Source organism: Alloyangia pacifica, from assembly GCF_020524285.1.
GTDB lineage: Bacteria > Pseudomonadota > Alphaproteobacteria > Rhodobacterales > Rhodobacteraceae > Salipiger > Salipiger pacificus_B.
This window is the reverse complement of sequence record NZ_JAIVKX010000011.1, coordinates 61,715-74,391: the sequence shown is the minus strand read 5'-3', so window position 1 is coordinate 74,391 and position 12,677 is coordinate 61,715. Positions and strand designations below refer to the sequence as shown.

Sequence of the window (12,677 nt, the reverse complement as noted above, 5' to 3'; positions counted from 1 at the left end):
ATCGCTTCAAGCACGGACCGCCGCGGGTCGTCTTGGCGACCATGGTCAATACCCTCGGGGGCAGATGAACGACGCGGCTCGCGCACCCTCCGGAGCAACCTTGGCATGCTCAAAGGCTTCTGGAGCCTGCGCGCGGAAATCTCTTGCGAGGCTGCCGGACCCCGGTCTCTCCGGGACATGGCTTGCTGTCGAATGCGGTTGACTTGAGGGCGGCTCTGCCTTTCACAAGATGCGCAGCGCGCAGACTCCAAGGACCAAAGATCATGACTTCCCGTTACAAGCTCGACCGGATCGACCTGAAGATTCTCGCCGAGTTGCAGCGGAATGGCCGGATCACCAACGTCGAGCTGGCCGATCTCGTGCATCTGTCGCCGTCGCCCTGCCTGATGCGGGTCAAAAAGCTGCAAAAGGCGGGCTACATCACCGGATACGCGGCGCAGATCGACATGGCGAAACTTGGCGAGACATTGATCGTTTTCGCCGAGTTCACGCTGAGCAACCACCGGCAGATTGATTTTGCCCGCTTCCAGCAAGCCCTGGAGGAGGTCGAATGCTGCGTCGAGTGCCATCTGGTGTCGGGCGGCTATGACTACCTGGCGAAATTCGTGGCCGCCTCGATTTCCGACTACCAGACGATCATCGAGGGGTTGATCGACCGCAACATCGGGATCGACAAGTATTTCAGCTTCGTTGTGATGAAGACGCCGTTTTCCAAGACGCAGATGCCGCTGACCCATCTGTTCGCCGACAAGGTCTGACGCGGGTCTCCCCCGAGAGCTGCGCAATCAGCCAAACGGGCCAGATCCGGTCCAGAGTTCCGGCCCATGTCGTGGCAAGCGCCGCCGCTCAGTACTTCCGCAGCTGATCTACGAGGCCGGGGATTTCCGTGCCCTCACGGGTGGCGCGCACGACGTCGAGCGCATGCAGCGCGCCCTCGCGGGCGTCGGTGCTGGCGCCCACATGCGGGGTGATGACGATCCGCGGATCGTCCCAGGCCCAGTGGCCCTCGGGCAGCGGCTCGGGCTCGGTCACGTCGAGCATCGCCGAAGCGAGCCGGCCCGCGTCGAGCGCCCGTTTCAGCGCCGCCATGTCGAGCTGCGCGCCGCGGCCCGCGTTGACCAGTTTCGCGCCCTCGGGCAGCTTCGCGAAAAAGCTGGCGTCCATCAGGCCGCGCGTCTCGGCGGTGAGTGGCAGCAGGCAGATGAGGATCTCGCTGCGGGCAAGGAAGGGATCCATGCCATCTGCGCCGAAGACCTCGATCCCCGACACGGCGCGACCGGACCGCGACCAGCCCGCCACGTCAAAGCCCAGGCCGCGCAGGGTTTCAGCGGCCAGTCGCCCGATCCGCCCCATGCCCATGAGCCCGACCCGCGTGCCACGCGCCAGCGGCACCGGGCGGGTCTGCCAACGGCCTTCGCGCTGCTGACCCAGATAGACCGGCATCTCGCGGTGTAGCATCAGCGTGGCCATCACCACCCAGTCACGCACCATCTCCTCGATGCCCGGTGCCAGCGTGCGGGCAAGCTGCACGCCCTCGGGCATCGGGGGCATGTAGTCGACCCCCGCGCCGGTCGAGATCACCACCTGCAGGTTGGGATAGCGCCGCAGATCCTTCGGCGGCACCCAGCACACCAGATGGGTGATCGCGGCGGGGTCGGTCACCGTCGCCTCGCCCACGATCATCTCGACCCCTGCCGCCTCGAACAGCGGCTTCCAGACCGCGGCGCGTTCGGGTAGGGACAGGAAGAGCAGCGCCATCAGCCGAGGACCGCGCGGATCTCCGGATCTTCCAGCGTCAGGTCGAGCACGGTGCGGGTGCGCTCGACGATCGCGTCGATCTCGGCGTTGGTGCAGCACAGCGGCGGCGCGTAGCCGAAGATGCCCTGCGCGAAGCTGCGCACGATGAGCCCCTGTTCCCATGCCCGGTCGAAGAGACGCGTGGCAGGCTGCACGGCGGCAGGCAGCGGCGTCTTCTTCTCCTTGTCGGTGACCAGTTCGACGGCGGCCAGCATGCCGCGCCCGCGCACGTCGCCGACCAGCGGGTGATCACGCAGCGTCTCGAGGCCCGCCATCAGCCGCGCCCCGGCCTTGCGGCCATTCTCCAGCAGCCCGCCTTCGTAGAGCCGCAGCACCTCCAGCGCGACGGCGGCGGAAACCGGATGCGCCGAATAGGTGAAACCGTGGCCCACTGCCTTGGCCCCCGCGCCCTCGGCGATGGTCTCGTAGACATGGTCACGCATGAAGACCGCGCCCATCGGCACGTAGCCCGAGGTCAGCCCCTTGGCTGTGGTCATGAGGTCGGGCACGACGCCTTCCTCTGCGCTGGCGAAGAGCGGGCCCGTGCGACCGAAGCCGGTGATCACCTCGTCGGCGACAAACAGGATGTTCATCTCGGCGCAGGCAACGCGCATCGCCTTCACCCAGCCTTTCGGCGGCACCAGCACCCCGCCCGAGCCCTGGATCGGCTCGACGTAGAAGGCGGCGACCTTGTCCTCACCGATGGCTGCGACCTTCGACTTCAGCTCGGCGACGGAGGCGTCGATGATCTCCTGGTCGGTCTTCAGGGCATTGCGGTAGACGTAGTGCGACGAGATCTTGTGCTGCCACTGGTAGGGCACTCCGAAGCCCTCGTGGAAGCCGGGCAGGGCGGTGAGGCCGGCGCCCATGGTGGTCGAGCCGTGATACCCCTGCTCGACCGAGATGAACTGGTCGCGCTGGGGCTGGCCCTTGGCGTGCCAGTAGTAGCGGATGAAGCGGATCGTGCTGTCCACCGCGTCCGAGCCGCCGAGGCTGAAATAGATGTGGTTGAGATCGCCCGGGCTGCGCTCGGCCAGTTCGGCGGCAAGCCGGATCGGCGCCTCTGCCCCCAGATCGAAATAGCCGGTCGCATAGGGCAGCCTGCGCATCTGCTCGGCGGCGGCCTCGACGACGCTCTCATGGCCGTAGCCGGCGTTGACGCACCACAGGCCGGCGAAGCCGTCGATCAGCTCGCGGCCCTCGGCGTCGGTGACGGTGGCGCCGGATGCCGACCGCAGCACACGCACGCCGCGCGCCTCGTGGCCGCGGAAGGACGAGACCGGGTGGACAAGGTGCTGGCGGTCCAGCTCGACAAGGGAATTGGTCAGCATTTTGTGCTCCGTGTCAGGAATGGGTCAGGAGGCGATGACGAAGATTTTCTTCACCGTTTCCAGCGTGTGCCAGGTGCCGATGAAGCCGGGCTTCATGATGAAACTGTCGCCGGGGCCGAAGGTGTGGCTCTCGCCGCCGTCCTCGGAAATTGTGCAGCGCCCCGAGAGGATGTGGCAGAACTCGAAGGTCTCGCCCTTCAGCGAGATGGTCTTGCCGGGTGTGGCCTCCCAGATGCCGGTGCGGACCTTGCCCCAGCGCGCGGCCTCGTAGAGCGCGGTGTCGAGCTCCCAGGTCTTGTAGTGAGGCGCGCCCTCGATCAGCCGGTCGGGCGCGGCATCGGCTTCCTTTGGGGCGAAGGTGGGGGCGGTGTCGAGGGAAAGGAGAAGGGGCATCCGTGGCTCCGCTGCATCTTGGGTCATGTGCATTTCTCGCACCTGGAAGGTGCCGCGCGGGGACTGAATGCGCCGTTTCCACGGCATCGCCTGCCGATTTGGGGCCGGGCCACACAATCTTCTGCGCCGGGTCCGCCGGCAGGTCGGGGCCGCGGGTGGGAAGAACAGCATAAAGTTTCGACAGCGCGGGATATTTGGTGGAATTCCCTGCTGGCCTTGCTGGATAGTGGAGCTGAACCTTCCGAGCGGGCCTGGCGCCCGACAACCAGATGGACCGACCAAGTTGAGCGAGAACAGTTCCGCCCCGCCCGAGGACGCCCCCCTTTTACTCGAGACCTTCCGTGCGACCATCAGCCCGGTGACCGCCGAGAGTTTGCCGCACCTGCATGAACTCGCGGTCAGCGTCTTCTGGCCGCATCGCGGGCGGGACATCGAGCTCTTTCTCGAGCTGGGGCAGGGGTACATTGCGCATGACGAGATCGGCCGCGCGATGGGGTCGGCGATGTACTTTCCCATGGGAGAGGACTTCGCCATGCTCGGCATGATGATCGTCACGCCGCGCCTGCAGGGCAACGGTGCGGGGCGTCGGCTTCTGGAGCGAGTCCTGAAGGATTGCGAGGGCCGCGATCTGCGTATCACCGCGACACTTGCGACGCGTGCCTTCTATGCGTCCGCGGGCTTGGAGCCTGTCTGCAATATCGCGCAGCACCAGGGCTTTGCCAGCGCCGTCCCCGTGCCGAAGCCGGTGCCGGGCCTGCTTATCCGTCCGCTGGAGGTGGATGACCTGGACGCGGTGCGCCAGCTTGATACAGCGGCCTACGGGGCCGACAGGACGGTTGCGCTCGACGCGCTGCTGCGGCGGTCCGAGGGGCTGGTCGCGGTGCGCGACGGCGCAGTCCGCGGCTTCGCGCTGAAGCGGCCCTTCGGCCGCGGTGTCGTCGTCGGACCACTTGTGGCGGAGGACGATGCGATGGCCGAGCAGCTTGCTGCGCCGCTGATCCGCGCCTCCGAGGGGGCGTTCGTCCGCGTCGACGCGCCGGTGGCGCATGAGGCCTTCCGGGCGCTGCTGTCCGCAGCAAACCTGGGGGTCTACGACACGGTTACCGAGATGCGCCGCGGTCCCGCGCGACGGGCGACGACCGGGGCTCAGGTCTATGGCCTTGCGACCCACTCGCTCGGCTGACGAAGCCGCTGTTCTTCTGAACGAATGCAAATGGGCCGCCTTCGAAAGAACGGCGGCCCTTTTCTTGGAGTGACGCGCCTCAGGACAAGCGGTCCTTGAGGGCGAACCACTGGCCGACCAGCGGCAGGAACCAGGGCGTTCCCGTGTGCATCGGGATCGGCGGCCATTCCATGCCGGCCAGCGGGTTCGTGTCCGTGCGCCCCATCGCCATGTCGGCCAGGGTCTGGCCGATCAGCGTGGTCATTTGCGCCCCATGGCCGGAAAAGCCCATGCCGTAAATCATTCCCTCCGCCTCGCCCGCGCGCGGGTAGCGGTCCTGTGTCATGTCCACGAGGCCGCCCCAGCAGTAGTCCAGCTCGATGTCGGCCAGTTGCGGGAAGATCTCCTCGAAGCCGCGGCGCAGGATCTGGCCGGACTTCGCATCGGACTGCTGGTCGGAGCGGGCCGAAAAGCGGGCGCGGCCGCCGAAGATGATGCGGTTGTCGGGCGACCGGCGGAAGTAGTTGCCGATGTTCATCGAGGTCACGTAGGTCCGGTCGCCGGGCAGCGCCTGCGCCATCTCGGCGTCGGTCAGCGGGCGGGTCGCGATGATGAAGGATCCGACCGAGATGATACGGCGGCGGAAGTAGCCCAGCTTTGCGCCCTTGTGTTGGCCGGAATAGGCGCCGGTGGCAAGGATAACGCGCTCGGCCTGCAGGGTGCCCTTGGGGGTCTCCAGCAGCCAGCCCGCGCCGTTGCGGCTGCGCCCGGTGACCGGGGCCTGCTCCCAGATCAGCGCGCCGTGCCGCGCCGCGGCTTCGGCCAGCCCGTGCGCATAGCGGCCCATGTGCATCATCGCCGTCTTCTCGTAGAGCATGCCGCCGTGGAATGCCTCGGAGCCGACCTCTGACGGCAGATCCGCACGGTCGATCCAGCGAGTCGCGGCGTCGACTTCGGCGTGTATCGTTTCGAAGTTCGCGCGCAGCCCGGCGACATGGGAGGGCTTCGAGGCCAGCTTGAGCTTGCCCGCACGTCGGAAATCGCAAGAGATGCCCTCCTCGGCGATGACATCCTCGATCATGTCGATGGAGCGGTCATAGGCCTTATAGAGTGCATGGGCTCTCTCGGCGCCGAGATGCGCCTTCGCGCTGGCGTAGCCGTGGGCGATACCGTTGTTGAGGTGGCCGCCATTGCGCCCGGAGGCGCCGGAGCCGACGGCGCCCGCCTCGAGCAGCGCCACCGAGACACCTTCCCGCGCCAGCTTGCGCGCGGCGTTCAGCCCGGTGAAGCCGCCGCCGATCACCGCCACGTCCACACGACCCGCCACTGGGCCGGTTTGCCCCGCCGTGAAGACGGGGGCGGTGTCATGCCAGTAGGAGGAATATTTCATGACGTCGGTCCTTGCGCTCAGCTGTCTTAGCGCAGGATGCCGCAACTTCTGCCGTGCCGTGTGCCGGTTTGTCCGGTCTCGCCGCAGGAAATGTGCTATTCCACGCCGAGCGCAGCATGCCGTGCCGTATTGGCGCCATGACCGGCGCGCGCAGCCCCACGATTGCGGGGCGCGCACAGCGGGTTTTGCCTGCGAAACGGGCATATTCGGGCCGATTTTCGCATAAATCGCCGTTCTGAAGGCCGATGCCGCAACTTGGACTGATATGCCGCCGGGCCCGAGATTTCGGAACTTTCTGCCGTCTGCGTCCGGGATTTAGCATCCGCGACTGCGCTGAAGCGGTGATGCTGATGATGTCCCGAGGCGTGCCCCCACTCTCGTCAGCCGCTCGCGGACCCGGCGCATTCCCTGCCGCCGAACCAGACAGACCCGACGGGTCACCCCCCGGACGTGCCGCATCCTCCTTCCGGCACCTGACAGAAAGGACCGCGCCAGATGGCGACCGAGACCGCAGTGAAACCCCTGACCGCCTTCAGCTACGTCACCTTCGACGTGGTGGGCACGCTGATCGACTTCGAGGGGGCTATCAAGGAAGGCCTTGCGACCATCGCCGCCAAGGAAGGCGTGGACGTGGACGGCGAAGCGGCGCTTTCGGTCTACCGTGACGCGCGCTACGAGCCGGGCGCGGGCCTCTTCCCAGATGATCTGGGTCGCTGCTACTCGCGCATCGCCGCCGCCTTCGGCCTGCCCGATACCGAGGAGTATCGCCAGCTGATGATCGACACGGTGGGTGAGGCAAAGCCCTTCCCCGACAGCGCCGAGGCGATGGCCAAGCTCAAGGCGCGCTACAAACTGATCGCGATGACCAACGCCCGCCGCTGGGCCTTCGAGAAATACGCGGACAAGCTGGGTCAGCCGTTCTGGGCCGGGTTCACCACCGACGACACCGGCTGCGAGAAGCCCAACCCCGACTACTTCCAACAGGTCTTCGACTACGTGGCCAAGGATGGCGGCTCCAAGGACGACATCCTGCACACCGCGCAGAGCCAGTACCACGACATCGGCATCTCGCGCGAGCTGGGCATGACCAACGCCTGGATCCAGCGCCGCCACGCGCAGAACGGCTATGGCGGGACCATCGAGCCCAAGGAATTCACCGAGCCCGATTACCACTTCCACGCGCTGATCGAACTGGCGTGTGCCGCAGAGGATGCCTTCGAGGGCTGATCCTTCCGCCGTCGCGCAGGTCTCGCGCGGCGGACTCGCGACGGTCGAGACGGCGAGAAGACCGTCCGGCCGTTTCTCCGCCCCCGGAACGGGGATAAGATCATAAAGGAGGCCGCTCCCCCGGGATGCCTCCACAACAGGGACTGACGACATGACCAAACCCACCAACTGGATGCCGAGCAACTGGACGGGCCGCGACGACGCCCGCATCGAGGATGCGATCCGCCGTGGCGCGACGCGCCGCGACCTGCTGAAGATGCTGATGTCTTCGGGTGTCGCCGCCGCCGCCGGTGGCTCTCTGCTGCTGCGCGCGTCCGAAGCCGTGGCCGCGACGCCGGTCTTCGGGGGCTCGCTGCGCGCCGCCGGCTGGTCCGCCTCCACCGCCGACACGCTGGATCCGGCGAAAGCCTCGCTTTCGACCGACTACGCCCGCATCTGTGCGTTCTACAACCGCCTGACCTTCCTCGCCGACGGCGGCGTGCTGAAGATGGAGCTGGCCGAGGACATCGCCACCGAGGACGCAAAGGTCTGGACCGTCAAGCTGAAGTCCGGCGTGCAGTTCCACGACGGCAAGACACTCGCCGCCGAGGATGTCGTCTACTCGCTGTCGCGTCACCTCGACGAGGCGACGGGCTCCAAGGTGCACTCCATCGCCCAGCAGATGAGCTCGATCACCAAGGTCGACGATCTGACAGTGCGCATCGAGCTTGCCGAGGCGAATGCCGACCTGCCGACGATCCTCGCACTGCACCACTTCATGATCATCGCCGACGGCACCACCGACTTCTCGACCGCCAACGGCACCGGGCCCTTTGTTTGCGAAGTCTTCGAGCCCGGCGTGAAGTCGGTCGGCACGAAGAACCCGAACTACTTCAAGGACGAGGGCCCCTACCTCGACAGCTTCGAGTTCATCGCCATCGCGGACAACACCGCCCGCGTGAACGCGCTGATGTCGGGAGACATCCAGCTCGCCGGCGCCGTCGGCCCCCGCGCCACCCGCATGCTGGACACTTCCGATGCGGTCTGGGCCAGCACCACGACCGTCGGCAACTACACCGACATGAACATCCGCCTCGACATCGAGCCCGGCTCGAAGGCCGAGTTCGTCGAAGGCATGAAGGCGCTGATCAACCGCGAGCTGATCCACAAGTCGGTACTGCGCGGCCTCGGTGACATCGGCAACGACCAGCCCGTCTCGCCGGTGAGCAAGTACTACAACGCCGAGCTGAAACCGCGTGCCTTCGACCCCGAAAAGGCGAAGCACCACTTCGAAAAGGCGGGCGTGCTGGGCACCGAGATCCCGCTGATCGCCTCCGACGCCGCCGGCTCCTCGGTCGACATGGCGACGGTGATGCAGCAGGCCGGCTCCAAGATCGGCATGAACTTCACCGTCGACCGCGTACCGTCGGACGGTTACTGGTCGAACTACTGGCTGAAGGCGCCGATCCACTTCGGCCACATCAACCCGCGCCCGACCCCCGACATCCTGTTCTCGCTGCTCTACGCCTCGAACGCGCCGTGGAACGAGAGCCATTGGGCGTCGGACAAGTTCGACAAGATGCTGGTGGAAGCCCGCGGCCTGCTCGACGAGGACAAGCGCACGGACATCTACCACGAGATGCAGGCGATGGTCTCCAACGAGGCCGGCACCGTCATCCCCGCCTTCATGGCCAACGTCGACGGTGTCTCTTCGAAGGTCGGCGGCCTCGAAGCCAACCCGCTGGGCGGCCTGATGGGCTTTGCCTTCGCAGAGTACGTCTGGCTCAAAGACTGACCCCAATCCGCCGGGCCCCCGCGGGCTCGGCGTTTGCCTACCCCAGAAAAGGGCCGTTGGCCCTTTTCGCTCCCTACCACCCCGCACGAGGAGGCACCGCGTGGCCCCATCCCTGTTGCCCTGGTTCTACGTCGTCCAGCGTTTCGCGCTGGCGCTGCTGACGCTCTTCATCATCTCCCTCACCGTCTTCTTCGCCTGCCAGCTTCTGCCCGGCGACGTGGCCGAGATCCTGCTTGGGCAGGCCGCCACGCCCGAGGCCGTTGCCGGTCTGCGCACGGCGATGGGCCTGGACGAGCCGGCGATCCAGCAGTACGTCAACTGGCTGACAGGCTTCCTGCAAGGCGACCTCGGCACCTCCTACGCCAACCGGATCGAGATCTCCGAGCTGATCGGCGGGCGTCTGGTGAACTCGCTGAAGCTGGCCGGGGTGACCACGATGATCTCGGTGCCCGTGGCTCTGACGCTGGGCATCCTGGCGGCGATGTACCGCGGCTCGGCGCTGGACCGGGTGATCTCGATCTTCACCATCTCGATCATCTCCGTGCCGGAATTCATGCTGGCCACCTTCGCAGTGCTGGTCTTCGCCGTGTGGCTGGGCTGGCTGCCCGCGCTGTCGCTGTCGAGCGCCGAAGCGCAGAGCTGGGGTGAGCTGCTGAAGGCCTACGCGATGCCGGTGATCAGCCTGTCCATCGGCGTCTCGGCCCAGATGATCCGCATGACGCGCGCCGCCGTGATCGAGACGATCAACACACCCTACGTCGAGATGGCGCTCCTGAAGGGGGCCTCGCGGTCGCGCATGGTGCTGCGCCACGCGCTGCCCAACGCGATCGGGCCGATCGCCAACGCGGTGGCGCTGTCGCTTTCCTATCTCGTCGGCGGCGTGATCATCGTCGAGACGATCTTCAACTACCCCGGTGTCGCGAAGCTGATGGTGGATGCCGTCGCCACCCGCGACCTGCCGCTGATCCAGTCCTGCGCGATGATCTTCTGTGTCAGCTACCTCTCGCTGATCACCCTCGCCGACATCGTGGCCATCCTCTCCAACCCGAGGCTGCGCAAATGACCGCTCGAACGTCCCTTCTTGCCCGCGTGCCCACACCCGCGCGCCTCGGCTATCGCTTCAACCTCGTCGGCCGGATCGGCCTTGCCGTGATCCTGTTCTGGGCGGTGATTGCCATCGTCGGACCCATCGTGGCGCCCTATCCTCCGGGTGAAATCGTCGGCTGGGATTACTTTACGCCGATGTCCGCGGAGTACTGGTTCGGTCTCGATTACCTCGGGCGCGACGTGTTTTCCCGCATCCTGATGGGCGCGCGCTACACGGTGGGCATCTCGCTGGCGGCGGTGTTCATCACGGTCACCGCCGGTGTCCTTCTGGGCATGGTCGCCGCCGTCATCGGCGGGTGGTTCGACATGGTGCTCTCGCGCCTGCTCGATGCGCTGAACGGCATCCCCTCGCTGCTCTTCGGGCTGGTGAGCGTCGCCGCCCTCGGCTCCTCCATACCGATCCTCATCCTGACGCTGGCGGCGATCTACATCCCCGGCGCCTACCGCTACGCCCGCGCGCTCGCCGTGAACGTCAACACGATGGACTACGTGACCGTGGCCCGGGCCCGCGGCGAGACGACCTTCTACCTCATCAGCCGCGAGATCTTTCCCAACATCCTCGGCCCGGTGCTCGCCGACCTGGGCGTGCGCTTCATCTTCATCGTGCTGGTGCTCTCGGGGCTGTCCTTCCTCGGCCTCGGCGTGCAGCCGCCGAACGCGGACTGGGGCGGCCTCGTGCGCGAGAACATCGAAGGCATGAGCTTCGGTGCGCCGGCGGTGATCTTCCCGTCCATCGCCATCGCCACGCTGACCATCTCGGTGAACATGTTCATCGACAACCTGCCCACCAAGATCCGCGACAGGAGCGAATGATGACCGAACCTCTCGTATCCGTCTCCGACCTGCGCATCGGCGCGACCACCGACAGCGGCCGCCGAGTCGAGATCATCAAGGGCGTCTCCTTCGATATCGCGCCCGGCGAGATGGTCGCGCTCATCGGTGAGAGCGGCTCCGGCAAGACCACCATCGCGCTCTCGCTGATGGGCCACACCCGCACCGGCTGCGAAATCGACGGCGGCACCATCCGCCTCGGCACGTCCGAGATCACCGCGATGACCGAGCGCCAGCGGGCCGAACTGCGCGGCACGAAGGTGTCCTACGTGCCGCAATCCGCGGCCGCCGCCTTCAACCCGTCCAAGCGGATCATGGACCAGGTGATCGAGATCACCACGATCCACGACCTGATGCCCCGCGCCAAGGCCGAGGCCCGCGCCGTCGAGCTCTTCCGGGCGCTGGCCCTGCCGAACCCGGACACCATCGGCAGCCGCTATCCGCATCAGGTCTCCGGCGGGCAGCTGCAGCGCCTCTCGGCCGCCATGGCGCTGATCGGCAGCCCCGATCTGGTGATCTTCGACGAGCCGACCACCGCGCTCGACGTGACCACCCAGATCGAGGTGCTGCGCGCCTTCAAGGCGGCCATGGCGGAAAGCGGGGCCTCGGGGGTCTACGTCAGCCATGATCTCGCGGTCGTTGCCCAGATCGCCGACCGGATTATCGTGCTCAAGGGCGGCGAGGTGCAGGAAGAGGGCGACGTCGAGCAGATCATGCACGCGCCCTCCCATCCCTATACCCGCGAACTGCTGTCCGCTTTCGAACCCAAGCTGCATGCAAGCCCGGCGTCGAAAGAGGCCCGTCCCCGTCCGATCATCGAGGTCCGCGACCTCTGTGCGGGCTACGGCCACATGCGCAACGGTGAGCCGCTGGCAAAGGTCCTGAAGAACGTGAGCTTCCGGCTCGAGCGGGGGCGCAACCTCGGCGTCATCGGCGAAAGCGGCTCCGGCAAGTCGACGCTGGCGCGGGCCATCGCGGGGATCCTGCCTCCCTATCGCGGCGACGTGCTGATCGACGGGCAGGAGATGCTGCCGGACCTCGCGAAACGCTCCAAGGAAGAGCTGCGCAAGAGCCAGATCGTCTTCCAGCTCGCCGACACCGCGCTCAACCCGACGCATTCCATCGGCGCAATCCTCGCCCGGCCGCTGACGTTCTATCACGGCCTCAAGGGCCGCGAGCGGGAGCGTCGGGTGATCGAACTGCTCGACATGGTCCAACTGCCGGCCGCCATCCGCCACCGTCTTCCGGGCGAGCTTTCGGGCGGTCAGAAGCAGCGGGTCAATTTCGCCCGCGCGCTTGCGGCAGAGCCGGAGCTGATCCTCTGCGACGAGATCACCTCGGCGCTCGACACCGTCGTCGCCGCCGCGATCATCGACTTGCTGAAGGAACTGCAGCGCGAGCTGGACCTGTCGTACATGTTCATCAGCCACGACCTGTCGACGGTCGAGGCGATCTGCGACGAGGTGCTGGTGATGTACAAGGGCGAGGTCGTCGAGGCGCTGGCCGCACGGGACATGACGGCAAAGGCGCAGCACCCTTACTCGCGCCTGCTGATCTCCTCGATCCCGCAGCTCGACACCGATTGGCTGTCGTCGCTGGAGCAGGACCCCGAACTGGTGAAGCAGTTCGCACTGCGCTGAACGCCGCTTCATGCATGTAAAAGGG

General features: G+C 66.5%; 11 protein-coding genes. 7 read left to right on the top strand and 4 right to left on the bottom strand.

Annotation, left to right across the window (positions count from 1 at the left end; translation table 11 throughout):
- The first annotated feature begins 263 nt into the window (after positions 1–263).
- Positions 264–758, top strand: coding sequence for an Lrp/AsnC family transcriptional regulator (locus tag LC039_RS16160; RefSeq protein ID WP_226626315.1), 495 nt, complete (start codon positions 264–266; stop codon positions 756–758).
- Positions 759–846: 88 nt separating this feature from the next.
- On the opposite strand, the gene LC039_RS16155 is transcribed toward LC039_RS16160, so the two are convergent.
- Genes LC039_RS16155 through LC039_RS16145 form a run of 3 tightly spaced genes read right to left on the bottom strand, consistent with a single transcriptional unit; the run spans position 847 to position 3,521 of the window.
- Complete coding sequence (locus tag LC039_RS16155; protein ID WP_226626314.1) at positions 847–1,758, bottom strand: 2-hydroxyacid dehydrogenase; 912 nt, start codon at positions 1,756–1,758, stop codon at positions 847–849.
- Positions 1,758–3,128 (bottom strand): aspartate aminotransferase family protein, encoded by a 1,371-nt coding sequence (locus LC039_RS16150; protein ID WP_226626312.1) that lies wholly within the window; start codon positions 3,126–3,128, stop codon positions 1,758–1,760. The genes LC039_RS16155 and LC039_RS16150 overlap by 1 nt, the downstream gene beginning before the upstream one ends.
- Positions 3,129–3,152: 24 nt before the next feature.
- Positions 3,153–3,521 (bottom strand): cupin domain-containing protein, encoded by a 369-nt coding sequence (locus LC039_RS16145; RefSeq protein WP_226626310.1) that lies wholly within the window; start codon positions 3,519–3,521, stop codon positions 3,153–3,155.
- Positions 3,522–3,804: 283 nt separating this feature from the next.
- On the opposite strand from LC039_RS16145, the gene LC039_RS16140 reads away from it, so the two are divergent.
- Complete coding sequence (locus LC039_RS16140; RefSeq protein WP_226626309.1) at positions 3,805–4,704, top strand: GNAT family N-acetyltransferase; 900 nt, start codon at positions 3,805–3,807, stop codon at positions 4,702–4,704.
- A 79-nt stretch (positions 4,705–4,783) separates the two neighbouring features.
- On the opposite strand, the gene LC039_RS16135 is transcribed toward LC039_RS16140, so the two are convergent.
- Entirely contained in the window at positions 4,784–6,073 is a 1,290-nt protein-coding gene (locus LC039_RS16135; protein WP_226626307.1) for an NAD(P)/FAD-dependent oxidoreductase, read from the bottom strand.
- A gap of 495 nt (positions 6,074–6,568) precedes the next feature.
- On the opposite strand from LC039_RS16135, the gene LC039_RS16130 reads away from it, so the two are divergent.
- From LC039_RS16130 to LC039_RS16110, 5 genes are all read left to right on the top strand, one after another.
- A complete protein-coding gene (locus LC039_RS16130; RefSeq protein WP_226626305.1) occupies positions 6,569–7,300 on the top strand; it encodes an HAD-IA family hydrolase in 732 nt (243 codons plus the stop codon).
- 151 nt (positions 7,301–7,451) lie between these two features.
- Positions 7,452–9,074 carry an ABC transporter substrate-binding protein gene (locus LC039_RS16125; protein ID WP_226626303.1) on the top strand — a complete coding sequence of 541 codons (1,623 nt, stop codon included), beginning with the start codon at positions 7,452–7,454 and terminating at the stop codon, positions 9,072–9,074.
- 100 nt (positions 9,075–9,174) lie between these two features.
- Entirely contained in the window at positions 9,175–10,137 is a 963-nt protein-coding gene (locus LC039_RS16120; RefSeq protein WP_226626302.1) for an ABC transporter permease, read from the top strand.
- Positions 10,138–10,163: 26 nt separating this feature from the next.
- Positions 10,164–10,994, top strand: coding sequence for an ABC transporter permease (locus LC039_RS16115; protein ID WP_226626300.1), 831 nt, complete (start codon positions 10,164–10,166; stop codon positions 10,992–10,994).
- Positions 10,994–12,652, top strand: coding sequence for an ABC transporter ATP-binding protein (locus tag LC039_RS16110; protein WP_226626297.1), 1,659 nt, complete (start codon positions 10,994–10,996; stop codon positions 12,650–12,652). Before LC039_RS16115 ends, LC039_RS16110 begins: the two co-directional genes overlap by 1 nt.
- The last annotated feature ends 25 nt before the right edge of the window (positions 12,653–12,677 follow it).